The organism is Streptomyces sp. NBC_01003, from assembly GCF_045162695.1.
Lineage (GTDB): Bacteria > Actinomycetota > Actinomycetes > Streptomycetales > Streptomycetaceae > Streptomyces.
This window is the reverse complement of sequence record NZ_CP108707.1, coordinates 6,300,725-6,324,560: the sequence shown is the minus strand read 5'-3', so window position 1 is coordinate 6,324,560 and position 23,836 is coordinate 6,300,725. Positions and strand designations below refer to the sequence as shown.

The following is a 23,836-nucleotide window of genomic DNA, read 5'->3' as shown; positions in this document are numbered from 1 at the left end:
GACCCGTACCGGTCCGCACGGCAACGGGACGGTGAACGGCCACCCAAGGTTGGCCTAGACCCGTTACGCTTTCGTTACTGAAGTGGGTCAACTGCCGCCCCCCGGCGGTCAGTTGCCCAAACGCGTGGTGAACGAGAACCGGTCCCCCCGGTAAAGCGTCCGCACCCTTTCCGTGGGCCGGCCGCTCGTGTCGGACGACACCCGGTGAATGAGAAGCATCGGCAGCGCGGGCGGCGTGCCGATCAGGAGAGCCTCGCGCGGGGTGGCCAGCACGGTCTCGATGCGCTCGTCGGCGGACCCGAACTCGATCCCGAGCCGCTCGTGCACATACGTGTAGAAGGACGAGTCCGGGTCGAAGTCGACGTCGAGGCGGGGCATCCGCGCCACGGCGACATAGGTGCTCTCCAGGCCGACGCGCTCGTCGTCGGCGAGCAGCACACGCTCCATGTGCCACACCGGCTCGCCCCGCTCGACCTCGATCTCGTCGGCGAGGGCGGGCGGGCACGGGAAGCGGTCGAGGCCGATGAGCGTACGTCCCGGGCGGCGGCCCTGGCGGCGCACGCCCTCGGTGTAGCTGGCCATCGACAGCGGCTGCTCCAGCTTGGGCCCGGCCACGACCGTCGCCCGGCCCTGGCGGCGCAGGCGCCCTTCGAGCAGCAGCTCGCGCAGCGCCTGGCGCACGGTCTCGCGCGCCACCTCGAAGCGCAGGGCCAGATCCCGCTCCGTGGGCAGCGGCTCGCCCTCGCCCAGCTCGTCGAGGAGCGCGGAGACATGGGCCTTGACCGCGTAGTACTTCGGGATGCGGCCGTGCTCGGGGATGCCGGCGCGTACGGGTGCGCCAGGTGCCTGGTCGTTCGGGTAATCCACCCAGGGATGTTCGCAGACATTTGTTAACGGGGTGTCGGGGGCCGTCCGGGAGCGCGGTGCGCGCGGCGGGCGGCGTGGCCGGAATCCGCCCTCACCCGCGGTCGGTGCGCAGCCACCGGGAGCCCGCCACGAGGGCCGCGCCGCCGATGAGCAGGGCGCCGGACGCGAGGCCGATTCCGCGCAGGGAACGCGGCGGCCCGGTCCGCGCGAGCTCGTCGGGCGCGAGGGGGAGGTCGCCCGGGTCGGCCCCGTTGTCTGCGTCTGCGCCCGTGTCTGCATCGGTGCCGGTGCCGGCGCCTGGGTCGCTGCCGGTCGGGGGGCCGGTGGTAGAGCCGGTGGTAGGGCCTGTGGTGGGTCCGTGGGTTGGGCCGTCCGTGGGGCCGGTCCCGTGCGTGGGACGGGCGCTCGCGGTGCCGCTGTCGCGGCCGGGCTCCAGCAGGCCGTCGTCCCCGGCGTCAGGTTCGTCGCGCTGCTCGCCGGGGCGCCTTCCGGACTGCTCGCCCTCCTTGTCGTCGGTGAGCGTGAACCGGTAGTCGCCCGACTCCCCCACCCAGTCGCCGTCGTCGTCCCGGCGCTGCACGACGGCCGCGTTGGCGACGACGCTGTTCGGCTCGGCGTCGGAGGTGAACGTGAGCCGGGCCCGGACGGTGACGGTCTTGCCCGGGCCCACCCGGAAGCCGGGGAAGCCGTCGTCGAAGACGCCGACGTTCTCGTCCCACTCGGTCCGCTCGAAGTGCACGGGGTGGTGGCGCTTGCCGTCGGAGAACTCCAGCTGGATCTGCCGCGTCGCCAGCGTCCGCTTCTTGTCGATGAGCACGAGGACGGGGTGGATGCCGGCGCACTCGGCATCGGTCCTGTTCGTGAGGTCGAGGGACCAGGTGCGGAAGCCGCCGCCGGGGTGGTACGTCGTGGGGCCGCCGCGGATCCGGGTGCCGATCGGGAAGTCGGCGGGGTACTGGCCGGCGCAGGTGGGCTCGAGCGGGGCGGAGCCGGCCGGGACCGGGTCGGCCGCGAGGGCGGGGCCGCCCGTCACCACGGAGGTCAGGGCCACGGCAGTGACGGCGAGCGGGATACGCGGTCGCATGAGGAGCCTTTGTGATCGCGGGGCGGGAAGGGTACTGCCACCGCGACCGTGTCACGCGCGACGCGCCGCGTGCCGGGCCGGCAGGGCCCCGTACGGCCCGATGCACGAGCGATTCCGCTCGATCAGCTCAGATTTCTGTCATTCCGGTTGGCCGGGAAGTGACCGTGCGCCCGGCCGTACAGGGGTGCGAGGACCAGCTGGGCGGCGCCCTCGACGACCGCGGTCGCGGCGCCGGGCGCGCGCAGGACCGGGACCTCGACCGTGCCGCCGCGCCGCGCCCGCTCGCCGAGCACCGCCCGCACCCCTTCGACGAAGCGCTCCTCGGCGGCTGCGACCGTGCGCCCGCCGAGCAGGACGAGGTCGATGTCGAGGAGGCCGACCATGTTCGCCGCGCCCTCGCCGAGCACGCGCGCGGCCTCGTCGAAGGATCCGGCGGCGACCGCCGCGAGGCAGAGTGCCTCGATGCAGCCGCGGTTGCCGCAGCCGCAGAGCGGGCCGTCCAGCTGGATCACCTGGTGACCGAATTCGCCCGCTCCCGTGTGCGGCCCGCGATACGGCGCGCCACCCAGGACGAGTCCGGCGCCGAGCCCCGTACCGAGGTGGAGGTACGCGAACGCGTCGCCGCACCCGGCGAGCGCGAGGCCGAGCGCGGCCGCGTTGGTGTCCTTGTCCACGACCACGGGAAGCCCGAGCCGCTCCGCGAGCGCGTCCCGCAGCGGGAACCCGTCCCACTCGGGGAACCCGGTGACGCGGTGCAGCACGCCGGAGGAGTGGTCGAGGGGCCCGGGCAGCGCGACGCCCACGCCGAGGACTCGGGGGGTGGGGGGTTCTGGATGTACGGGGTCCTGCGCGCCAGGGTCCTGCGCGCCAGGGTCCTGTGCGTAGGGGTCCTGTGCGTAGGGGCGGCCCGGATCTCCGGCATCCGCGTCCCCTCCGCCCGCGTCCGCATCCGCGTCCGCGTCCGCGAGCAGCGCCTCCACCTCGCTCGCCGCCGCCCCCACCACCGCGTCGCCGCCCGCGCCGAAGGCGAGCGGGGAGCGGCGTTCGGCGACGACCGTGCCCGCGAGGTCGACCAGGACCGCCGTCAGTTCGTCGCGGTCCAGGTGGAGCCCGACCGCGTGCCCCGCGTCCGGCACGAGGCGCAGGACGGTGCGGGGCTTGCCGCCCGTCGAGGCGCGGCGGCCGGTGTCCGTCGCCAGGCCCTGCTCCCGGAGCCGCGCCGTGATCTTGCTGACGCCCTGCGGGGTGAGGCCCGTGCGCTCGGCCAGTTCGAGCCTGCTGATGCCCTCGTCGCCCGCCGTGCGCAGCAGATCGAGTACGAGTGCGGCGTTATGGCCTCGCAGCACCGCCAGATTGACCCCGGAGTTAGCCCTGTTCACTCCCCCATTGTCCATTCCGCTTGCACTTTGGCAACACCGTTGCTTAAGTGGATGCATGACTGAAGGCATGACATCAGGTACGGCTGGGGCCACCGGCTCCCCCCTCCGCGTCGGTCTCGTCGGCTACGGCCTGGCGGGTTCCGTCTTCCACGCCCCGCTGATCGCCGCGACCGACGGCCTCGTACTCGACACGGTCGTCACCTCGAACCCGGAACGGCAGGCGCAGGCCCGCGCCTCCTTCGGTGACGGCATCCGCTTCGTGGCGACGCCCGACGAGCTGTGGCCCCTGGCCGACGAGCTCGACCTGATCGTCATCGCCTCACCGAACAAGACGCACGTACCGATCGCGACGGCCGCACTCAAGGCGGGCCTCCCGGTCGTCGTCGACAAGCCGATCGCCGGCACCGCGGCCGAGGCGCGCGACCTCGCGGCCCTCGCCGAGGAGCGCGGCCTGCTCCTCTCGGTCTTCCAGAACCGCCGCTGGGACAACGACTTCCTGACTCTGCAGGGCCTGATCGCGGACGGCGAGCTCGGCGACGTCTGGCGCTTCGAGTCGCGCTTCGAGCGCTGGCGGCCGCAGCCCAAGGGCGGCTGGCGCGAGTCCGGCGACCCGGAAGAGATCGGAGGTCTCCTCTACGATCTCGGCAGCCACGTCGTCGACCAGGCCCTGGTCCTGTTCGGCCCGGCCGTCTCGGTCTACGCGGAGTCCGACGTGCGGCGCGCGGGCGCGGCGGCCGACGACGACACGTTCATCGCGATCACGCACGCGAACGGCGTCCGCTCCCACCTGTACGTCTCCGCGACCGCGGCCCAGCTCGGCCCGCGCTTCCGCGTCCTCGGCTCGCAGGCCGGCTATGTGAAGTACGGCCTCGACCCGCAGGAGGCAGTGCTTCGCGAGGGCACGATCCCGGCGGCCGGCGAGCCCTGGGGTGTGGAGCCCGAGTCGATGTGGGGCCGGATCGGTTCCGGAGAATCCCCGCTGACCGGCGGCGGACGCCCCGTCGAGACGCTCCCCGGCGCCTACCCCGCGTACTACGCGGCCGTCGCCGCCGCCCTGCGCGGCACCGGCGAGAACCCGGTCACCGCCGAGCAGGCAGCGTCCGCGCTCGACGTCCTGGAGGCGGCCCGCCGCTCGGCCCGCGACGGTGTGACGGTGACGCTGTGAACGCGCCGACGGCCGAGGAGATCGAGGAGCAGGAGCGCCGCCTGGTTCTGCCCAAGTTCGGTTACGAGGACGCCTGGGAGCTGGGCTCGCTGCTCGTCGAGCTGGCCAGGGAGCGCAAGGCGCCGGTGGCGATCGACATCACGCGCGGCGGCCAGCAGCTCTTCCACGCGGCGCTGCCGGGCTCGACCCCGGACAACGACGCGTGGATCGCCCGCAAGCGCCGCGTCGTCGAGCGCTATGCCTGCTCGTCGCTGCTGGTCGGAACCCGTTTCCGGGCGAAGGGCACGACGTTCGAGGACTCGTCCAGGCTCGACCTGGACACGTACGCGGCGCACGGCGGCGCGTTCCCGCTGGCCGTCGAGGGCGCGGGAGTCATCGGAGCGGTGGTGGTCTCCGGCCTCCCCCAGCTGGAGGACCACGCACTGGTGGTCAAGGCCCTGGACCTCTTCATCACAGGCTAGACAGGCGCCCCCCATAAGGGGCGCGGGGAACTGCGCGCTCAGCCACGACGAACCCGCGGCCGACAAACGACCGAGGGTCCCCGCAGTTCCCCACCTGACCCAGCGGAGCGCTTACGCGTCCTTGAGTTCCTGGCGCTGCCGCCCCAGACCTTCGATCTCCAGCTCCACCACGTCCCCGGCCCGCAGGTACGGCTTCGGCTCGGGCTGCCCCATCGCCACGCCCGCCGGCGTCCCCGTGTTGATCACGTCGCCCGGGTACAGGGTCATGAACTGGCTGACGTACCGGACCACCTCGGCGACCGGGAAGATCTGATCGGCCGTCGAGCCGTCCTGCTTCAGCTCGCCGTTCACCCACAGTTTCAGGCCGAGCGCCTGCGGGTCCGCGACCTCGTCCGCCGTCACGAGCCAGGGGCCCAGCGGGTTGAACGTCTCGCAGTTCTTGCCCTTGTCCCACGTGCCGCCGCGCTCGATCTGGAACTCGCGCTCGGACACGTCGTGCGCCACCGCGTACCCGGCGATGTGCGCGAGGGCCTCCTCGTGCGACTCCAGGTAGCGCGCCGTACGCCCGATGACGATCGCCAGCTCGACCTCCCAGTCCGTCTTCACGGACTTGCGCGGTACGAGCACGGTGTCGTCGGGGCCGACGACCGTGTCCGCCGCCTTGAAGAAGACGACGGGCTCCGACGGCGGCTCGGCGCCGGTCTCGGCGGCGTGGTCGTGGTAGTTCAGGCCGATGCACACGACCTTGCCGATCCGCGCGACCGGCGGGCCGACCCGCAGGCCGTCCGCGTCGAGCACGGGCAGCTCGCCGGACTCGGCGGCGGCCCGTACGCGCCCCAGCGCCGCGTCGTCGGCGAGCAGCTCCCCGTCGATGTCGGGGACGACTCCGCCCAGGTCACGCAGGACACCTTCGGCATCGAGCAGGGCCGGGCGCTCCGCCCCAGCGGTACCGACTCGCAGCAGCTTCATGGTTGAGACTCCCTTGATCGAGGAGGGACCTCGCGACGGGTGCAGCCATCGGAGGACTGGTCGATCGTCCAAGGTCCTCGTCCAGTCCGCAATACCTCGTTCACGGACTGGACCTCCCCCAAACTCTTAAAGAGCAGGGGGGACCCCCACCGCGGCAGTAGCAAGCGCCGCGGCAGAGGGCATGTCGCGGTACAGGACGGCCCGCTCGACGGCGCTCCACGTCGTGCTCGTCACCACGTACAGGGCGGCCGCGAGCGGCACGAAGCCCACCGTGAACAGCGTCATGAACGACATCAGCGGCATGATCTTCGTCATCGAGGCCATCGCGCCCGCGCCCGGCGCCTGCGGCCCGTCCGCGGCGGCCGGCAGCATCGGCTGGGCCGCCATCTGACGCTTCGTACGGCCGTAGTTGAAGCTCGCCACCGCCGCGACGATCGCGAACAGGACCAGATAGACGACGCCCTGCGCGCCGAAGAGCCCGCCGTCCGCGAGCGCGTCCTTGAAGCGCCCGCCGAGCGGCGCGGCGCCGAGGGTGTGGCCGAGCAGGGCGTTGGGCTCGCCGCCGATGCTGCCGTTCGAGAACAGGTGGTAGAGCAGGAAGAAGGCGGGGAGCTGGAAGAGGCTCGGCAGGCAGCCGGACAGCGGCGAGACCTTCTCCTCCTTGTGCAGCTCCATGATCGCCTTCTGGAGCTTCTCGGGGTTCTTCTTGTGCTTCTTGCGCAGCTCGGCGATGCGCGGCTGGAGCTTGGCGCGCTGGCGCTGCCCGCGGGCCGAGGCCCGGGACAGGGGGTGCACGAGAAGGCGTACGAACGCGGTGAAAAGGACGATCGCCGCTGCGGTCGCCGAGGCGTGGAAGAGCGGGTCGAGCAGGTCGGCGATGTGCTCGACCAGGCTGGCGAAGACAGACATGAACGTCGACATGGGTGAGCCCTCCGGGGGTCCCGTCGTGCCGGAATCGGAAGACCGCCGGGAAGGGCGGCCGATCGGCGTGACGGCCCGCAGGGGGACTGCGGTCCCCTTGGGGGACTGCGGGTGGAGCGGGTGGAGCGGGTCCCCTACGCGGCCGTCAGGAGGAGACGGCCGGGTGCTCGGGGTCGGCTGCGCCCGCGGGCGTCGGGATCGCGCTGCGGCAGGAACGCGGTGCGTTGCTCACGGTCGCGCATCGTGGTGCGGACCCGGGTGCGGGGCACGGCGGGGGCGCAGCGCGCGGAGAGCAGGGAGCAGACGGCGAGCGCGGAGCCCGCGGCGGCGGTCGCGGCGAGCGCGACGGCGGCGGTGAGGCTGCCGGTGTCGACGAGAACGGTCTCGACGAGGAGGAACAGCAACAGGGCGGCGGGCCGCAGGGCCGTGCCCCAGGTGCGCGTCATGTCCGGCGTCCCTCCTTCCCGCTGTTCGGTCCGTGCCCACGTGTTGTGGCGTTCTGCCCGTTATACAGGATGGGTCCCGGTCGGATGAAGGGGCGCCTTCTCGGCCACCCGCTCACCGGGGCCGCATCGACCGCAGTTTCCCCCACACCGCGAGCCGGTACCTGGATGTGTACTCGGGCGTGCAGGTGGTGAGCGTGATGTAGTACCCCGGCTCGCTGTACCCGGCACCGCGCACGACCTCGCTGCGCGGCACGCCCGCGATGACGCCGCCGTCGCGCGCGGAGGTCTGGGCGAGGGTCTTGTCGACGACGTACGTGTACTCGGCGCTGCGGGTACGGACCCGGACCTCGTCGCCCTTGCGCAGCCGGTTGATGTACCGGAAGGGCTCCCCGTGGGTGTTGCGGTGCCCGGCGAGCGCGAAGTTCCCGGCACGGCCGGGCTGGGCGGTGGCCGGATAGTGGCCGACATAGCCCTTGTTGAGGACGTTCTGCTTCCCGACGCCCTCGGCGACGGGAACGGTGAGGCCGAGGCGGGGGATGGTGAGGACGGCGTAGGCCTGGTCCCAGCGGGGCGCTTCCCGGGAGGAGGACGTGGAGTCGACGGATGTCCGGCCCCCGGACCCGCCACCGTCCCCCTCGCCCGACGAGCCGGCCGCGGTGTCGTCACCGGCCGGATCCGAGGCGTTGCCCTCGCCCCCGTCACCCCGCCCGTCCGCGGGGGTGGCCGCCCACTCGTGCTCCAGCGCCTGCACCTTGCGCTCGGCGCCGGCTCTGGCCTCGCGATTCGTCCACCACAGCTGATGGACGACGAGAAGGAGAAGGACGACCCCGAGGGTGACGGTGACCTCGGCGCCGGTCCACAAGGTGCGGCGCAGGGCCGAGGGGCGGCGACCCTGCGGGGGGCGCAGGGCCGAGGGGCGGCGACCGAACGCGCGGCGTCCCGCGCGCAGAACCGAGGGGCGCCGCCCGGACGCACGGCGTCCAGCGTGCAGCCCCTGCCGCACGACGACCGGCCGACGCTCCCGGTCCCGCTCCCCGTCCCGCTTCCGTCGCCACTCCCACTTCCGCTCGCGCACGGCCGCAAGATAGGCCCTGCCTCCGTAACTCACCAGGGAAGTCACCAGTGAAAGGACCGGCACCCTAAGCTCGCGCCCCATGGGTCCCCTCTGGCTGCTCGCACTGATCCCCTTCATCGCAGGACTCGTCCTGGCCGTCTCACAGGTGCTGCAACTCGTCACCGAGACGCTCCGGCGCAGCACCGGCACGGTGGTCGACGCGATCGTGACGGGCCATGTCGCGTCGAACGAGGCGTCGTACGCGGTGCTGCATCCGGTGGTCAGCTGGACGGCGCCCGACGGCACGGCACACGAACAGGCACTCCCCGACGAGGTGGGCGCCCACGCGCTCCCCGAGGGCCGCCGCGTACGCGTCCGCTTCGACCCGGCGCACCCCGCTCTCGCGGCCCTGGACACCGACGGCCGCTACCGCTCGTGCGTGGCCTGGCTGTGGACGGGGACGGCGCTGTGGGCGGGCACGCTGGCCGTGGTGGTCGGGCGTATGGCGTACGTATTGAACGAAAGCAACGGCTACGCGAGCCTGTGGTGACCTGGCGCCACTGACGGTGGTCGGCAGTACGGTGTCACCCATGCGCCCCGACACGCCTGCTACGCCCGCCGAGCCTGTAGACCCTGTCAACCACATCGCCGAAGCCGAGCGCCTGGAGCGCATCGCCGGCCTGTACCCGGAGGACGCCGAGCAGCTGCTCCTCCAGGCCGCGGCGCACTACGAACTGGCGGACGCCCGCCAGCGCGCGGCCTCGCTGTACGACGGCCTCATTGCCGGACCGCCGTCCGAGCTGGAGCAGCCGCATCTGGTGAAGGCCCTGATGGCCGCGAATCTGTGGGAGTACGGCCACGAGGCGGAGGCCCGCGCGATCATCGCGGGCATCCGGACGGCGGCCCCGCGAGACCCGGCCGCGTACGTGATCGTGGCGGAGGCCCTGGAGTCGCACGACGAACTCGAAGCGGCGCACGAGTCCTTCACGGAGGCCCTGACGCTGCTCCTGCCGGAGGCGGAGCGCACGAACCCGCCGTACGAGACGCATCCGCTCCTGCTGGGCCGCCACCGCGTACGCCGCCTGATCGGCGCGGATCACGACGAGTGGGACGCCCTCGCCGACCGGGTCCACCGGGCCGCGGTGTCCCTGGACGAACTCCACGACCCGAAGCGGACGTGGGCGCTGGGTTCGAACAACCCGGCGGAGCTGAAGGCCGAAATCCTGCGCCTGCGCGCGGAGTTGGGCTCGTACCGGCAGGCCCTGTCCCGCCCGTTCCCGGTGGCGGTACTGCACTGGCCGTCGACGGAGCTGACGGAACTACTGGCCGCGTACCCGACCCTTACCTCCGAATACCCGTCCTACGAAGAGCACTTGTCGACCATAGAGTCCTCCCTCCGCGAACTCGCGGCCTCGGGCACACCGAACCTGGGCATCGTCGCGGGCACGGTCCCGTCGTACGAGGCGTTCGCAGCGTCGGAGTCCTCGTCCCCCACAGACGCGTCGCTGCTACCGCAGTACGCCACGACGCTGGCGGCCCGAGGCCGCGCGATCCCGTGGCCGCCGGAGCGGGGGGCGGAGTGCTGGTGCGGGTCGGGGCGGATGTATGGGGAGTGTCATGGGGTGGAGTAGAGCCGGGGTGTGGCCCCGGGGGCAGCTGAGGCCGACGGCCAGCGCGGGCTGACGCTCGAGCTGCTGTCGCCCTAGGTGCCATACGACACCCCACCCACCCCAAATCCGGCACGAGGCCCACCGATGGGCTTCACCACTGCATCCGAGGCTGAGACATACCGCCGGGCACCCTTGAACGCTGGCATTCACCGCACCTCTCGGCCTCAAGGGCATAGCCAGCTACGAGCTGAGCAACCCGGAGGATGGCCGCGCCACGCACGTACCGCCCAACTGCAGACGTAGCCAGCGGTGTGGGCTGGGTTGGGTTGGGGCTTCTCGTGAGGGCCTCACTCTGGCCACGCGGCCATACATCGTGTCTGGTCGGATAATTGGAGGTATGCCCAACGCAGCCCCATCTTCCCCCTCCGTCTCGGCCCGCATGAGCCGTCAGGGTTCCCGCGACACAGCTCCTGAGCTCGCGGTGCGGCGCCTCCTGCACGCCTCAGGGCTGCGCTATCGAGTCAATGTGCCTGTGCCCGGGATGCCGCGCCGCACCATCGACATCGTCTTCGGGAAGGCCAGGATCGCGGTCTTCATGGATGGCTGCTTTTGGCACGGGTGCCCCGAACACGCAACTCAGCCCAAGGCCAACGCCGAGTGGTGGCGAGCCAAGCTGGACAAGAACATGGCGCGTGACCTCGAGACGACCCGGCTCCTGAGGGAAGCAGGCTGGACGGTGCTGCGTTTCTGGGAACACGAAGACCCAAGCGTCGTTGCCCGGATCGTGGCCGAAGCCAAAGGAGCCTCGGACGATTCGCCGCGCCATCCGCGCGTCCGCTCCTAGAGCGCGATTCGGCAAGGTTCATCATTCGGGACTTCTATCTGGTTGTCCGACCTGTGCACTACGGTCACCATTGATCGTACAATTTTCTAGGACTTCCCGAGGCGAGGCAATGACCACCGACTGGCAGTTCGACGTCCCCACCGCAGGGAGTAAGCACCTCCCGCCTGATGCGCGGTACATGGAGGCGCTCAGCAGCCAGGGCTACCGATTCGAGGTAGCCATCGCCGACCTCGTCGACAACTCCATCGATGCTGGCGCGAAGGATGTTGTGATCCACTTCCTCAGGGACGGCGACGAGCTCGTCAGCCTCCTGGTCGTGGACGACGGGAGGGGGATGAGCGACGAGGATCTGGATGTCGCGATGACCGTCGGTGGCCGCCGCGACTACGCAGCCAACGCTCTCGGGATGTTCGGCACGGGGCTGAAGTCCGCCTCGCTCAGCCATGCCGCATCCGTAACCGTCGTCAGCACCACCAAGCGCACCCGTACCGCGGGCCGCCGCTGGCTGATGGAACGTGCGGTCTCCGGGTTCCAGTGCGACATCGTCGAACCGAACTACGCCCAGACTCTCCTCGACCGGTACGCGGACCGTCCCATCGTCTGGCAGGGCACCGTCATCCGGTGGGACGGCGTGAAGGACTTTCCCAAGCACGGAGGCGGTGGGCAGACGGACCGCTACCTTCACCGCACCATCAACAAGCTCGGCCTGCACCTCGGCCTCTATCTGCACCGGTTCCTGTCACGCGACAACTTCAACATCACGATCGCCGTCGAGGACGTCCGCACCGGCACCGTCTATCTGGACTTCGGCGTCGAGCCCCTGAATCCATTCGGCTACCCGGTGAGCGGCCATCCCGACTACCCCCGCCGGTACACCGCGTCCGTGCCCTCGATCGGCGACGTCGATCTGGAAGCCCATGTCTGGACTCCAAAGTCCAACATCGACGAATACAAGGCCGTCGGTTCCGTCATCGACCGCCAAGGCTTCTACTTCTATCGCAACGACCGCCTGGTGCAGGCCGGTGGCTGGAACAACTTCCGGCAGCCCGAACAGCACCTCTCCCTCGCGCGGGTGGCCGTCGATCTGCCCCCGTCACGCAGTGACGTCTTCCGGCTCACCGTGAAGAAGGCCGGAGTCGAAACTTCGCCGGAATTCACCTCAGCGCTGGAGAAGTCGACCGACTCCGAAGGACACAGCTTTCTCGAGTACTTGACCCAGGCGGATACCACATACCGCGATGCACGCAAGCGGTCAGGCACCACGCGGAAGCCGGTCGTCCCGGCGGGCAAGGGATTTGATCCGGCAGTGCGCGAGACGATCGCCGAAGAGTTGCCGGCCATCCCCTACGAGGACCCGATCGCGGTCCGCTGGCAGAAGCTCGACACAAGCGTCTTTTTCGACATCGACCGCGAAAACCGCACTATCGCTCTGAACCAGCACTACCGCCCGGCGATCCTCGGTGGTCGACGCGGCGGACTCAACGATGCGCCCCTGCTCAAGTCCCTGATGTACGTCCTGCTGCACCAAGTCTTCGAGAAGGAATACAGCGGCAGCCGGGAGAAGGACAACCTGCAACTGTGGCAGTCGATTCTGGTGTCCGCCGCACGCGCGGAGCTCGATCGGGTGGGCGACGATGACTGATCGTGCAACGGCTCCGCACGTGCTGTGGTCGGACGTCGAGCACTATCTCGGCACGGGACAGGCGGCGGTGTTCCCGCTCTCGCCGGCAGATGCGCATCCCCAGGTCTCGTACGTCATAGAGCACGGTGGCCAGGACATCGCGCTACACGTCGAGTTGGGCAGGCACGACCGTCCGCCGCGTGGCTCTCTCCCCACAATTCGGATCGATCAGCTCGCCGACCGGGCAAAGCGCTACGCCCGTATCCGCACCACTCAATCGGAGCTGATCCGGGACTTCCACGACTTCCTCTGCGCGGTGTCGGATCGGATCGTGACCCACGACCGGAGTCTCGATCAGGCATACGCGGAGACAGTGCGGGCATGGCAGGCACTACTCGACAAACCTCGGGGCCTCGGCGTGGAGAAACGTATCGGCCTCATCGGCGAACTTGCTGTGCTCCGCTCCCTCTCCACCGAATACGGCTGGGCACCTGCCATCGAGTCCTGGACCGGGCCCAGTGGAGAGGAGCATGACTTCGGCCTCCCTGGACACGACCTCGAGGTGAAGACCACCGCCTCCGAGCATCGACGGCACACCATCCACGGAGTCGGCCAGCTCACTCCGACTTCGGAACGCCCTTTGTGGCTCGCCTCGTTGCATCTCACCCGTGGCGGCACGAGCGGCCGGACGCTGGCCGCATGCGTAAGAGCTGTCCGTGCGGAAGTCGCCGAACATGCTCCGGCCTCGTTGAGCGAGCTGGACCGCCAACTGTCCCTGGCCGGATGGTCCGATGATGCGCCGGACGACGAGCGGTGGACGCCTCGCTCGCCGCTTCTGTTGCTCAATGCGGCCGGACTGCCACGGCTGGACATGTCAGTACTCCCCGAGGCCGCACGTGAGCGGATCTCCTCGGTGCAGTACACGATCGATGTCACAGACCTGCCCGCATCGCCCCAACCCCCTTCATCCTTCGCCGACTTCCGGCTCCCCTAGGCTCGAGGAACCTCCGATGAGCAACACCGCAGCCACTGTCCGGCTCACCCTGCATAGGTCGGCCCTTGCAAGCATGCAGGCAAGCCGTCCGAAGAATCTCGCCCGCGCGCTCGCATACGAGGCAGAGGACGTGGGCCCCGAGGGGGAGGTTCAGGCTAACGAAGAGGACTTCCAAAACATCCTCTACACGTCTCATGCCACGGACCAACTCGTCGAGTTGTGGCGCAAGCAGCTCACGCAGTGGGACTACGCTGAAAACCCGCCCTGGTCGGATACTGAGCCGCGCACCGACGAGCGGCGCGCCGCAGTGCTCGGCCTGCTGGGGGTCAGCGAGGAAACAAGCAAGCTCCTCAACACACTCGTCCCGGTGTTCAAAGCAGCGGGCCCCGTAGTCATCAGCGAGGATTTCACCCCCTGGTACAAGCCCCAGTCGCAGCAGAGCTACAGCTGGTACTGGCCCGCATACCGCCGCCTGTTGTCATCGAAGGGTTGGCCGGAGACAGCGGTCGCGAACCTGGATGCCGCCTCCGACCGAGTTGTCGAGCGTCTGGCCGACCCGACCTCCGAAGAGGCATATCAGTCCAAGGGCCTGGTCGTCGGATACGTGCAGTCCGGCAAGACCGCCAACTTCACCGGTGTCATCGCCAAGGCAGTGGACGCCGGATACCGCCTCGTGATCGTGCTCGGCGGCACTCTCAATCTCCTGCGTGCCCAGACTCAGCGACGCCTGGACATGGAGCTTGTCGGTCGCGAGAACATCCTGCGTGGAGCAGCCGAGTACGAGTCCGACTATGCCGATGACCCCGCCTGGTCCAAGGGAAAGTTCCTGACCCACGGTGGCCTGCCATCCGCTTTGGGTGGGTTCGACATCGTTCGGATGACAACGCGGGATAACGACTACAAGAGCCTCCTTCAGGGCATCGTGGCCCTCGAGTTCGAAAAGCAGGAACCGGCGCTCCCACTCCACAACCCGCGCAACCTGCACCGAGCCTCGGCCCGGCTCATGGTCGCCAAGAAGAACAAATCCGTCCTGGCGAGGCTGGTGAAGGATCTCAACAAGATCAAGACTCCGCTCTCGGAAATCCCCGTACTGATCATCGACGACGAGTCCGACGAGGCATCGGTCAACACGGCCAACCCGAACAAGCCCGATGCCGACCGAACCGCCATCAACGAAAAGATCTCCGAACTTCTGCGGATACTCCCGCGCGCCCAGTACGTCGGCTACACGGCGACGCCCTTCGCCAACGTCTTCGTCGACCCCAGTGACACCGAGGACATCTTCCCCAAGGACTTCATCGTCTCCCTGCCGCGTCCCGACGGATACATGGGCGTCCAGGACTTCCACGACCTCGACTCACCAGTCCCGGCCGACGAGCGCACCTTCGCCAACTCCAATGAGAAGGCACACGTTCGCGACATCGCCCTGTCGTCCGAAGACGACAACTCCGCACTGCAACGTGCGGTGGACATGTTCGTGCTCACCGCCGCCATGAAGCTCTACCGTGAGGACAAGGGCGGGCTCGGGGACCGTCATTTCCAGCACCACACCATGCTGATCCACGAGTCGGTCCGCACTGCGGAGCACCGTGAACTCCTCGGCAGAGTCACTAAGTTGTGGTGGAACTCGGGTTACACAGGCCCGTCCGGCCGCGAGAGGCTGCGCGAGCTCTTCGAAACCGATCTCCTACCTGTCTCGCATGTTCGCGCCGATGGCTACGCGGTGCCGTCGACGTTCGAGGACCTCACCCCCTACATCGGCGCGGCGGCCATCCGCATCGGCGGAGACGACCAACCGATCATCGTCGTCAACGGCGACAGCGACATCGAGACTGGCGAGGCCGATTTCGACAAGCGCGCCATCTGGAAAATCCTCATCGGTGGCCAGAAGCTCGCCCGCGGCTTCACCGTCGAGGGGCTCACGATCACTTACTACCGACGCCGCACCAACAATGCCTCCACGCTGATGCAGATGGGTCGCTGGTTCGGTTTCCGCAACGGCTATCGCGATCTGGTTCGCCTTTACCTCGGGCGCGAGGAAACGATGGGCAAGAAGGAAATCGACTTGTACGAGGCCTTCGAGGCGATCTGTCGGGACGAGGAGACGTTCCGTGCAGAACTGCACCAGTACGCCGATTTGGTGGATGGCAGGCCTCAGGTGACGCCAGCTCAGGTTCCGCCCTTGGTCTCACAGCACTTGAGCTGGCTCAAGCCCGCCAGCACGAACAAGATGTACAACACGAAGCTTGTGGAGGTCCGTTCGGCAGGGCGCTGGGAGGAACCGACGGCGTTCCCCAAGAAGTCCGTCGATCTGCGCCACAACACACAGCTGTGGAAGCCTGTGCTCGACCGCCTGACGGACACCGGCACCTTCGCCTATCACTTTCCCGAGCTCGGGCGCGTCCACCGCTTCGACGCGTTCTCCGGAGTGCTCCCCGCCGACGAGATGGTCGACGTACTGGATTCCGCACGATGGCTCCCCGGCAGCAGCGAATTCGACCCGCATCTGGCCTACCTCAAGGAGATCAGCAAATCTCCCGAGCAGCTCAAGGACTGGTTCGTGGTGGCACCTCAACACACTCGGTCCGGAGGGCGTTTGGCACTCGCCAGCGATGGACGGGAGTACTCCTGCTTTGGGCTGGAACGACGCCGCGATCCCCTGTTCGGCGCGATCAGCAACCCGCGCCATCGCGCGGCGCTTCTTCGGGTCGCGGGTGCCCTTCCCTCGTGCGACGACCCCACGACTGAGCGCTGGGCGACCGAACGTCGCGGCGTGATCGCCATCTATCCCATCGTGGAGGCGGTCAACGCGGAGTCGATCGGCGAAGGGGCAGTCGCCGATCCCAGCAAGGTCGTGATGTCCTTCTGCTTCATCGCACCCAAGACGGCGCGCGGCGACGACAGCAGGGTGGTTCGTTTCACCACGATCGACAAATCCCGCGAAGGCATGGCCATCATCGATGCCAAGTAGCATGCGCCAGCCTCAGACGGGCACCTTCCCCAGTGGTACGTCCACGACCGCAGGACGGACTGGAGGGCCGTATAGGTGGGTGTCCAAGGCGTCGCTGTCCCTGCTCGAGGTCTGTGCCCGGTCCGGACGGGCAGGCTCTGGGGCTCGAACAGGACGACTTCCTGCCGGTGGGCCTGATAGAGCGAGACGCGGATGCCTGCACCAACCGGCCCGCCTGGAACGTACTGGAGGACTTCCTGGATTTCCTCGCTCGGGATCATCCATATTCCTATGACGTCGGCCTGTTGGCCGTCGGGCTGCCCCGCGTGAAATCGGCGGCTTCGGTCGAGCGAGCCGGGGACCAGTACGAGCGCGGCTATTGAAGGCCACTCTGTGGCTGGCGAGCGAGGTGCATCCGAGCGCCCTCGAAAACGTCCCTGGTCTCGCCGGTGATCCACAATTCGACGATCTCTGCGAATTTATACGCAAACAATTGGAGCACCTCGGCTATCAATTCCGATGGTTTGTTCTGAACGCCGCCGAATGCGGCATGCCGCAGATCCGCAGACAAGGGGTTCTCTTCGCCCTGCACGAGCCGAACTTTGCCCTGTTCCGACCTCCGGTGCCGAACGTCACTGAACACGTCTTCGTCGGTTCCGCCCTACGGCAGTCGATGACGGCAGGCGGCTGGCCCGACGTCGACGCCTGGGCGACCAAGGCTGCATGCGTGGCACCGACGCTCGTGGGTATCTCAGCCAACAGAGACGGCGCGATCTCGGGCCGACCGGCACCCGGAGCGCATGGGCCCGGATGGGAGCCAATGCCATTTCGCTCGCCGACGGCGTACCCAACCCCGACTTCGTCCGGAACTTGGGTGCCGGCCGGCCCCACAGGCGTGGTCCGGATCACGTCCCCACAGGCGGCACCGCTCCAAGGCTTTCCCCCGGACTGGCAGGTCATCGACCGGAAGACATCCCGCTACCGGCAGATCGGCCACGCTTCGCCCCCACCCGTCGGCAGGGCACTCGGCGCCGCCAGCGCCCAGACCCTTGATGCCTGACGACCGGGCCGCATCCCAGGCAGCGACGGGCGGGTGGAGCATGGCCCTCTGCCGGCTACACTTCAATCCCATGACCAGCGCACCATCACAATCTCCCCAGCCTGCAGATTCGGATTTCCGCATCGTGGATCTATTTGCCGGTCCGGGAGGCTTGGATGTTGCGGCTGATGTTCTCGGAGTCAAGGCCACCGGCATCGAGTGGGACCCAGGCGCGTGCGCCACACGACTCAGTGCCGGGATGGAAACCGTCCAGGGCGACGTGCGAAAGTCCAGGCCCAGCGATTTTCCGATGGCAAATGTCCTGACCGGTGGCCCTCCCTGCCAGACTTTCACCGTAGCCGGCTCCGGAAGTGGTCGTCGTGCCCTGGACGCAGTTCTCGAATTCGTTCAGCGGGTAGTCGATCGCGATAAGGCTGCCAAGATCGACACCGATCTTGAGAAGCTCAAGGATGTGCGAACCGGACTTGTTCTGGAGCCGCTTCGCTGGGCGCTGGAAGCCATTGACGACCCGGGCCTGCGCCCCTATGAGGCAGTGGTCCTGGAGCAGGTCCCCGCAGTACTCCCGGTGTGGGAGGCATTTGCCGAGGCGCTCCGCGGCGAAGGGTACGAAGCGACCTGTGGCGTCCTGCGCACCGAGGAGTTCGGGGTGCCGCAGACGCGCAGGCGAGCAGTGTTGGTGGCGCGCAGGACGGGCCGTGCCGAACTGCCGACGCCGACCCATCAGCCCTATCGCAAAGGCGTCGCGCCGACCCTCGGGAATCCGGACCTCGCCCCATGGGTGGCCATGCGCGACGTGCTACCCAGACGTACCGAACCATTCGTGGTGGTCTCCAACTACGGCACCGGTGGTGACCCCAAGGCCCGTGGCAGGCGGCACTCCAGCCAGCCGTCGGCCACGGTCACAGGCAAGGTCTCCCGTAATCGTCTCGTGTCGGAGGACGGGACCGATCTCGGACGCTTCTCGCTCACCGAAGCAGGCCTCCTGCAGTCGTTCCCAGTCACCTATCCCTGGTCGGGCACGGACACCGCACAACAGATCGGCAATGCCGTTCCCCCGCGGCTCGCCCTGCACGTCCTGAGTACGGCGCTCGGTTGGGGAGCGCCGTCGCAGGCAACGATCGAGGAACTCGCCGCGTGGCAGCCCCGCAAGGAAACGCTTCTCAGCTGATCTCCTTCTTGTCGAGCGACACACCCTCGAATCTGTCGAGCTGCGCCTCAGGAAACGGCCGTCCACGAACCGGGGCATCCTGGAAGAGCTCCGAGAAGTAGTCGACGAGTCGATCCACCGATTGCTCCGGTGCGGGCACCTCCTCCGGACCTTCGGGAAGCAGCGTGCGACTCGTCACCCCAGCCGATTCCGCAGCCTCGATCCAGTACTGCAGCGGCGCTGCTCCCTTTTCGACGTCCGGCGCGATGACGTCGTACATCAGGGTGGCCGCGGAGGTGTTGACCACGCCGGCCAGTGCGTTGATCTCCCGCCCGATCCTCACGGTGCCCCGTTCGATGAGACGCACCATCGCCTGAGCCGTCGGCCGATGGTCAATGGCATCGAGCCTCAGCGCTGTGTTGAGCATGTCCTGATGGCTGCAGGCGACAACCGCAGGCCCGTAGTCGGGTCCATTCCGAAACAGCTCCGCCGCCCACCACAGTCGGGCGAACGCCTGGGTGTAGTGGGCGCCGCGAAACCGGGAGGCCGCGACGCTCGGCAGCTTCCCGTCCTGTTTCGGCTCCGGCATGTGACGCCAGACGACATAGTCAGGGGCCACGCCCAACGCGAGGTAGTTCCACAACCTGCGATCGGCGGCTTCTCGGCGGCTGAGTCGCAGGGTCGCGTGGAGCCGGGGGGCGAGCCAGGCGTCGGCCTGGGTCGGCCTGCCGTCCGAGCACATTCGCATCGCGTCGTCGACCAAGTCGCGCACCGGGGCCAGTTCGGTGCGAGCCTCATCACCGGGCAGCCGTTCGGCGCTCTTGTTCAGGGCTATTGCGGGAACGTCTTCCTTGCCCGTGAGCAAGCCCTCGGTGAGGTGTTGGGCAGCGTTGAGATCGGAGAGCCACGCGAGACGCTCGGGCAAGTGAGCTGGGCGGTCGGTCATGTGTCGTTCCCCTGGTGGAGTCGGTCCAGACCACGAATGGTGGTGGACAAGGCCTTGGGCACTTCCGCCCTACGGGTGGCGGCGAAGTGGATACGGGGTTGCAAATCGACCCACCCAGAGGTTCCGGTGCGGCGCCGATGGACGTCCCGCAGCGCCTCCTCCACAGAACGGCCCGGTACGACGTCCGGCAGCATCTCGCGGAGCACTTCCCCTCGCCAATCGTCCGGGAAGAGAGGTGTGCCGTCGTCTTCGATCTCGAGGTCACCGATTGCCGTGTGAAACACGGCAGTCCATACGTCCGTGCACATCTGCGCTAGCAGCAGGTCCCTGACCATGCCCTCGACCGAGGTGCCGTCTCCTCCAACCAGTTCCGTGATGCCGTCGAAGTCGGTGTTCACTCGCACGGCAGGAAGTTCACCGGACGTGTCCACGATCCAGGGCACATCCCGGAAGGGCCGCAGCCAAGCAGGTCCCTCGCGGAAACCGACCTCTACGACATCTAGTTCACGCTGCCGCACGGGCGCCTCGGCCGTCATGTCGACGGCCCACTCCTTCTCCGGCTCCGACGAAGCAATCACTCGCCCCGGAACGCCGTCGACCGTGGCGACCACATGGACGGACAGAGTGGCACGTTCCAGATGGTCGGCGCGACACAACTCCAACGAACCCGTCCACTCACGCCCGCTCTCGGTCCCGGAATCCAGCTGTACCGTCGTCCGCGTGTTGGTGGCCTTCTCCGTCAGCACGGCTACCACCGATACGTCGGACCAATGTCCGTTGGTCTCAGTCGCCTTGGAAGGAACGGTGGCAGACAGCTTCAGGCGAGCAGTCTCCCAGTCGTCCTGCTCGGCCAACCCCAGGGCAACCACTCTCTCCACCACCGAAAAGGCGCTCGTATCGAGCTGTTCTCGGCTGTCGCCGGGCCCTCGCAAGGACACGGCCGTAACCCGCAGAGCGACAACGCCCGAGAGCCTCTTGTACGGATAGGCCCTCATGCCTTCTCTCCCATGCCCGCTCTGAGTTCGACGACAAGGCCCGTGAGGGATGTCCGCACCGGATGCGTGGACACGTCTGTCGTCCCTCGGAAGGTGGCCCGGCGCGCTCCGGGTGTGAAGTGCAGGGCTCCGTCGACCAGTTCACAGCCGTCCACGGCCACCAGCTCGGACCACGACACCACTGGCCGAGGCCCCGACCTCACGTCCAGCTTGGCCACCGGAATGAGTTGCCAGGACTCGCCTCCGGCAGGGACTCTGACCTCGGCCGTGACACACCATGCGCCGTCGTCGCCGATCCTGGCGTCCATGTCGTCCAGCGTCGGCAGGCCGGCCTCCACACTGACGCGAGCGACCTTTTTGCCACCCACGGCGAGGCGTTTGCGCAATCGATCGGTGCCGGCTCCCCGCTTCGCCTTGGGCAGAACAATCAGCTCACGCACAGCCCTGTTCGTGTCACGGGTCAGGGCCGCGATGCGGCGGTACGCAGAAGGCGAATAGCGCAGCCGTAGTTCTTCCGTCTGCCCCCACTTGTTGTGCTCCGGCGGCTCCGACGTACGGAGGAACGCCTCCGCTTCGTCACTGAACGGCGCCTCGTCCCCTGCGGCGTGTCCGACAAGCAACACCGCCTGAAACAAATTCGTGCCCACAGCCAGTTCAGGGACCCTGCTGGTCTTGACTGTCATGCGGTTGCCCCGCATAGCCACCACGGTATTCGGCTTGCCGTCGGCGTCATCTGCCGCGGTCACGAGGAGCACGGCCCGGTGCTCGCCACCACTCTTTTGTCCCACCAGATCCGGAACCTTCAACGGAACACTGACCATGGCGACCTGACCGGATTCGGTCAGGCGCTCCACAGTCGTACCGTCCAGGTAGGCCCGGAGCGCACGAGTACGGGATGGTTGGGCAACGCTGGGATCGACCTGCTCCTCCTCGATGATCTCCACACCGTTGCGCAGCGTCCGAACCGATGCCTCCAGCAGTGGCTGTTTGTTCGCACCTGGGGTCATCGCAGCCCAGAAGTTACGTCCGAGGGCCAGAACGAGGCGCTTGTGCATGAGATGCACGCTCTCGTCGTCCTCAAGCGACTCGTCGTCCGACGCCCCGGTGGCCTCGACGAGGCTCGCCACATCGTGAGCTCCGACGATCAGGAAGGACGTGCCCGGCTCAGTACCTTCCCGTGTGAGGTGAAGGCGTTCGGTCATCTCTTCGTCGGCCCACCATGAGCGCGCAACGCTCGCCTCGCCCAAACCGGGGTCCGGCCGTCCGAACCAAGCGGGCCCGGCGCACGGCCTGCCGTCGACCTCACGCCATGGTAGATCCAGTCGCCCAACGAGCCGTCGTTCGGTGCGGCCTTCGTGCGGCTCCGACAGAGTGGAGTTCATGAGGACAAGGCCAAGTCGGCTGGTCGCCCATAGCGTCGCCTTGCCGAGGCCATATGAACCTCCGGCTCCGCTCCCCGACTTGTGACTGTCCAACTGGCGTCGCACTACGGCGGCAAAGCGTCCCGTCGCGTAGTCGTCGCCCGTCAGGCCGGAGGCGTTGTAGTCATCGACCCTCAACAGGACCAGACGATCACGCTCGGACATATCGCGCAGCCCGGCCGCGATGACCCGCCCGACCTTCTGATCCTGCGTGGCCGCGGTCTGATAGTGCGGAATGAGGTCGTCCCAGTGGAGGGCCTCTCGGAAGCGCGCGAGTGCTTCCCCGGTCAGCTCGTGCAACGTATAGCGGACTCGAACCGGTCGCGCGTTGGGAAGGCGCTCGTCGAGGCTGTTCTGGGTGGCCTCTCGGGCCAGTACCTCGACATCGGCATCGAAGGCGAACGCTGCGGCATTTCCATATTCCCGACCACCGTCCAGGTGACCGGGCCGGTGGTACCAGCCAACCTTCTCCAGGTCTCCTCGCTCGTCCGGATTTCGGGTGGGACCATCGACGACGTTCAGCAGCGAATCAACCTCCGCTCGCATGCCGTCGTCCGGAATTGACCGACCATCCAACCAGGAGGCGACTAGGGAGAGCGTGACTCCGAGCCGTCCGGCGAGCTCGACCTCGCCGATGTCCCGGCTGTCCATTCGTGCCCTGAGCCAATGACCGAATGATTCCGGTTCCACAGTCACCACGTGCTCCGCTCCTTGCGCATCCCCAACTCCCGTCATCACACTACGTTCCGGACCTGCATTGATGTGATGGCAGGCGCGACGACCGTGCCTAGTTCTACGCGGCGCGATCTCACGACCCGCCGCCTCCCATGCCCGACGCGCTCTCTCGCGCCGTTTCGCCGCTGCGGAGGTGTCCGGCTCGACACCCAGGGCAATCCGCATGTCCTGCAAGCCTTGCGACTCCAATTGGCGCGCCCGTTCGCGCGTGACTCCGAAGAGCTGCCCCACCTCTTCGAGAGTCCACCGCTCGCCATCGACCAGCCCATACCGGTGCATGATCACCGACAGGGTCCGTTCGCTCAACACCGCAAGCAGGGGCCGAAGTTCCTCCAATGCAAAATGCTGACGCAACGCGACATACGGTGTGGCCGACGCTGCCTCATGGCCGACTACGGCGGACTCGGGGAATCCCACTTCGATGAGGGCGTCAAGCGACTTGGTGCGTTGCGCCAGCTTCAAGTACGAGACGATCTTGTCGTGGGGTAGGCCTGTCGCCTTCTGAATGTCGACGACATCAGGCTCCGCCCCTTCATGTCGCAACTGCCGCTGCGCTCGGGCTATCTTCCTGATCGAGTCGCGCACATGCACGGGCAGTCGCATCACGAACCCGTTGTCGACAACTCCTCGATCTGACGACTGCCTGATCCAACTCGTCGCGTAGGTGGAGAACTTGAAGCCCCGCGTGACGTCAAACTTCTCCACCGCCCTGATCAACCCGAAGACTCCGAATTGCGCCACGTCGTCCCTGTCGAGGTCGTCGCCGGGATCCATTCCCTTCGCCACGGAGTACACGAGCCCCATGTTGTGCGCCACCAACGACTCGTATGCCCGTCTCGCCTCGCCGGCTCGCGGAAGGTCACGCAGATGTCCCTTGGGGAGATCTCCGGTGAGCGGCATCCCCTGGCGAACGAGGAGGAAGAGACCCACCTCCTCCTCCGCGGTGAGGATCCGCTTGTGCGGTCTCCGGTCCCAGCGGTCGTTGGCCAGAAGCTCTCGCGCGGCAACGCGGGCGCTCGCGTGGTCGACCTCCGCGCGCTCCTCTCCGACGCAATCGGGTTCCTCGAGGAGTTCGACATCTACGCCGTCGGCGTCCTCCTCTCCGGCCAATGACGCCGGCTCGTCGAGAGGCTCCTGTTCCTGGCCGCGCCTCTGTACGGGCAACTG

21 protein-coding genes and 1 pseudogene are annotated in these 23,836 nt (G+C 68.0%); 11 read left to right on the top strand and 11 right to left on the bottom strand.

From position 1 onward, the window contains the following. Positions 1 to 108: 108 nt before the first annotated feature. The 3 genes from OG698_RS28895 to OG698_RS28885 all read right to left on the bottom strand — a co-directional run bounded on the left by OG698_RS28895 (position 109) and on the right by OG698_RS28885 (position 3,345). Entirely contained in the window at positions 109 to 867 is a 759-nt protein-coding gene (locus OG698_RS28895; protein WP_356273168.1) for a GntR family transcriptional regulator, read from the bottom strand. Between the two features lie 91 nt (positions 868 to 958). Further along, a complete protein-coding gene (locus OG698_RS28890; protein ID WP_406106443.1) occupies positions 959 to 1,951 on the bottom strand; it encodes a hypothetical protein in 993 nt (330 codons plus the stop codon). Between the two features lie 122 nt (positions 1,952 to 2,073). Further along, positions 2,074 to 3,345: an ROK family protein gene (locus OG698_RS28885; RefSeq protein WP_406106442.1), complete on the bottom strand. Its 1,272-nt coding sequence runs from the start codon at positions 3,343 to 3,345 to the stop codon at positions 2,074 to 2,076. A 40-nt stretch (positions 3,346 to 3,385) separates the two neighbouring features. Between OG698_RS28885 and OG698_RS28880 the strand changes: the two genes are divergently transcribed. Then, on the top strand, positions 3,386 to 4,495 hold the full coding sequence (locus tag OG698_RS28880; protein WP_406106440.1) for a Gfo/Idh/MocA family oxidoreductase: 1,110 nt from the start codon (positions 3,386 to 3,388) through the stop codon (positions 4,493 to 4,495). Continuing rightward, positions 4,492 to 4,956 carry a heme-degrading domain-containing protein gene (locus tag OG698_RS28875; RefSeq protein WP_406106438.1) on the top strand — a complete coding sequence of 155 codons (465 nt, stop codon included), beginning with the start codon at positions 4,492 to 4,494 and terminating at the stop codon, positions 4,954 to 4,956. The genes OG698_RS28880 and OG698_RS28875 overlap by 4 nt, the downstream gene beginning before the upstream one ends. A 111-nt stretch (positions 4,957 to 5,067) precedes the next feature. Here the strand turns inward: OG698_RS28875 and OG698_RS28870 are convergent, their stop codons facing one another. From OG698_RS28870 to OG698_RS28855, 4 genes are all read right to left on the bottom strand, one after another. Next, complete coding sequence (locus OG698_RS28870) at positions 5,068 to 5,925, bottom strand: fumarylacetoacetate hydrolase family protein (RefSeq protein ID WP_406106437.1); 858 nt, start codon at positions 5,923 to 5,925, stop codon at positions 5,068 to 5,070. 126 nt (positions 5,926 to 6,051) lie between these two features. Next, positions 6,052 to 6,846 carry a YidC/Oxa1 family membrane protein insertase gene (locus tag OG698_RS28865; RefSeq protein WP_406106436.1) on the bottom strand — a complete coding sequence of 265 codons (795 nt, stop codon included), beginning with the start codon at positions 6,844 to 6,846 and terminating at the stop codon, positions 6,052 to 6,054. 134 nt (positions 6,847 to 6,980) lie between these two features. Next, on the bottom strand, positions 6,981 to 7,292 hold the full coding sequence (locus OG698_RS28860; RefSeq protein ID WP_100594022.1) for a DUF6412 domain-containing protein: 312 nt from the start codon (positions 7,290 to 7,292) through the stop codon (positions 6,981 to 6,983). A 112-nt stretch (positions 7,293 to 7,404) separates the two neighbouring features. Beyond that, the gene (locus OG698_RS28855) at positions 7,405 to 8,199 is read right to left on the bottom strand and encodes a class E sortase (RefSeq protein ID WP_406111337.1); all 795 of its coding nucleotides are present in this window, start codon (positions 8,197 to 8,199) and stop codon (positions 7,405 to 7,407) included. Between the two features lie 247 nt (positions 8,200 to 8,446). On the opposite strand from OG698_RS28855, the gene OG698_RS28850 reads away from it, so the two are divergent. The 9 genes from OG698_RS28850 (at position 8,447) to OG698_RS28810 (ending at position 18,593) form a co-directional block, all read left to right on the top strand. Continuing rightward, positions 8,447 to 8,896, top strand: coding sequence for a DUF3592 domain-containing protein (locus tag OG698_RS28850; RefSeq protein WP_406106435.1), 450 nt, complete (start codon positions 8,447 to 8,449; stop codon positions 8,894 to 8,896). Positions 8,897 to 8,936: 40 nt separating this feature from the next. Next, complete coding sequence (locus tag OG698_RS28845) at positions 8,937 to 9,977, top strand: SEC-C metal-binding domain-containing protein (protein ID WP_406106433.1); 1,041 nt, start codon at positions 8,937 to 8,939, stop codon at positions 9,975 to 9,977. A gap of 376 nt (positions 9,978 to 10,353) precedes the next feature. After that, a complete protein-coding gene (locus tag OG698_RS28840; protein WP_406106432.1) occupies positions 10,354 to 10,800 on the top strand; it encodes a very short patch repair endonuclease in 447 nt (148 codons plus the stop codon). Between the two features lie 109 nt (positions 10,801 to 10,909). Continuing rightward, entirely contained in the window at positions 10,910 to 12,442 is a 1,533-nt protein-coding gene (locus OG698_RS28835; protein ID WP_406106430.1) for an ATP-binding protein, read from the top strand. A gap of 67 nt (positions 12,443 to 12,509) precedes the next feature. Next, positions 12,510 to 13,415 (top strand): PD-(D/E)XK motif protein, encoded by a 906-nt coding sequence (locus tag OG698_RS28830; RefSeq protein ID WP_406106428.1) that lies wholly within the window; start codon positions 12,510 to 12,512, stop codon positions 13,413 to 13,415. A 16-nt stretch (positions 13,416 to 13,431) separates the two neighbouring features. Further along, positions 13,432 to 16,386, top strand: coding sequence for a Z1 domain-containing protein (locus OG698_RS28825; protein ID WP_406106426.1), 2,955 nt, complete (start codon positions 13,432 to 13,434; stop codon positions 16,384 to 16,386). A 113-nt stretch (positions 16,387 to 16,499) separates the two neighbouring features. Next, positions 16,500 to 16,748: a hypothetical protein gene (locus tag OG698_RS28820; RefSeq protein ID WP_406106424.1), complete on the top strand. Its 249-nt coding sequence runs from the start codon at positions 16,500 to 16,502 to the stop codon at positions 16,746 to 16,748. Further along, positions 16,745 to 17,425, top strand: coding sequence for a DNA cytosine methyltransferase (locus tag OG698_RS28815; RefSeq protein WP_406106423.1), 681 nt, complete (start codon positions 16,745 to 16,747; stop codon positions 17,423 to 17,425). The genes OG698_RS28820 and OG698_RS28815 overlap by 4 nt, the downstream gene beginning before the upstream one ends. 70 nt (positions 17,426 to 17,495) lie before the next feature. Then, a complete protein-coding gene (locus OG698_RS28810) occupies positions 17,496 to 18,593 on the top strand; it encodes a DNA cytosine methyltransferase (protein WP_406106422.1) in 1,098 nt (365 codons plus the stop codon). On the opposite strand, the gene OG698_RS28805 is transcribed toward OG698_RS28810, so the two are convergent. The 4 genes and pseudogenes from OG698_RS28805 to OG698_RS28790 form a co-directional block, all read right to left on the bottom strand. Continuing rightward, positions 18,586 to 19,518: a DUF6339 family protein gene (locus tag OG698_RS28805; RefSeq protein WP_406106421.1), complete on the bottom strand. Its 933-nt coding sequence runs from the start codon at positions 19,516 to 19,518 to the stop codon at positions 18,586 to 18,588. The two genes, OG698_RS28810 and OG698_RS28805, sit on opposite strands and share 8 nt — an antisense overlap. Then, positions 19,515 to 20,513 carry a hypothetical protein gene (locus OG698_RS28800; RefSeq protein ID WP_406106420.1) on the bottom strand — a complete coding sequence of 333 codons (999 nt, stop codon included), beginning with the start codon at positions 20,511 to 20,513 and terminating at the stop codon, positions 19,515 to 19,517. The genes OG698_RS28805 and OG698_RS28800 overlap by 4 nt, the downstream gene beginning before the upstream one ends. Beyond that, the gene (locus OG698_RS28795) at positions 20,510 to 22,585 is read right to left on the bottom strand and encodes a transcriptional regulator (RefSeq protein WP_406111335.1); all 2,076 of its coding nucleotides are present in this window, start codon (positions 22,583 to 22,585) and stop codon (positions 20,510 to 20,512) included. The genes OG698_RS28800 and OG698_RS28795 overlap by 4 nt, the downstream gene beginning before the upstream one ends. 252 nt (positions 22,586 to 22,837) lie before the next feature. Further along, positions 22,838 to 23,569, bottom strand: a pseudogene (locus OG698_RS28790) (sigma-70 family RNA polymerase sigma factor); the annotation flags it as partial. Positions 23,570 to 23,836: the final 267 nt, after the last annotated feature.

Bases quoted from the DNA above. Each gene is read 5' to 3' on its own strand.
- OG698_RS28890 (WP_406106443.1), bottom strand. From the start codon at position 1,951: ATGCGACCGCGTATCCCGCTCGCCGTCACTGCCGTGGCCCTGACCTCC.
- OG698_RS28885 (WP_406106442.1), bottom strand. From the start codon at position 3,345: ATGGACAATGGGGGAGTGAACAGGGCTAACTCCGGGGTCAATCTGGCG.
- OG698_RS28880 (WP_406106440.1), top strand. From the start codon at position 3,386: ATGACTGAAGGCATGACATCAGGTACGGCTGGGGCCACCGGCTCCCCC.
- OG698_RS28870 (WP_406106437.1), bottom strand. From the start codon at position 5,925: ATGAAGCTGCTGCGAGTCGGTACCGCTGGGGCGGAGCGCCCGGCCCTG.
- OG698_RS28865 (WP_406106436.1), bottom strand. From the start codon at position 6,846: ATGTCGACGTTCATGTCTGTCTTCGCCAGCCTGGTCGAGCACATCGCC.
- OG698_RS28860 (WP_100594022.1), bottom strand. From the start codon at position 7,292: ATGACGCGCACCTGGGGCACGGCCCTGCGGCCCGCCGCCCTGTTGCTG.
- OG698_RS28850 (WP_406106435.1), top strand. From the start codon at position 8,447: ATGGGTCCCCTCTGGCTGCTCGCACTGATCCCCTTCATCGCAGGACTC.
- OG698_RS28845 (WP_406106433.1), top strand. From the start codon at position 8,937: ATGCGCCCCGACACGCCTGCTACGCCCGCCGAGCCTGTAGACCCTGTC.
- OG698_RS28840 (WP_406106432.1), top strand. From the start codon at position 10,354: ATGCCCAACGCAGCCCCATCTTCCCCCTCCGTCTCGGCCCGCATGAGC.
- OG698_RS28835 (WP_406106430.1), top strand. From the start codon at position 10,910: ATGACCACCGACTGGCAGTTCGACGTCCCCACCGCAGGGAGTAAGCAC.
- OG698_RS28825 (WP_406106426.1), top strand. From the start codon at position 13,432: ATGAGCAACACCGCAGCCACTGTCCGGCTCACCCTGCATAGGTCGGCC.
- OG698_RS28810 (WP_406106422.1), top strand. From the start codon at position 17,496: ATGACCAGCGCACCATCACAATCTCCCCAGCCTGCAGATTCGGATTTC.
- OG698_RS28805 (WP_406106421.1), bottom strand. From the start codon at position 19,518: ATGACCGACCGCCCAGCTCACTTGCCCGAGCGTCTCGCGTGGCTCTCC.
- OG698_RS28800 (WP_406106420.1), bottom strand. From the start codon at position 20,513: ATGAGGGCCTATCCGTACAAGAGGCTCTCGGGCGTTGTCGCTCTGCGG.
- OG698_RS28795 (WP_406111335.1), bottom strand. From the start codon at position 22,585: ATGGACAGCCGGGACATCGGCGAGGTCGAGCTCGCCGGACGGCTCGGA.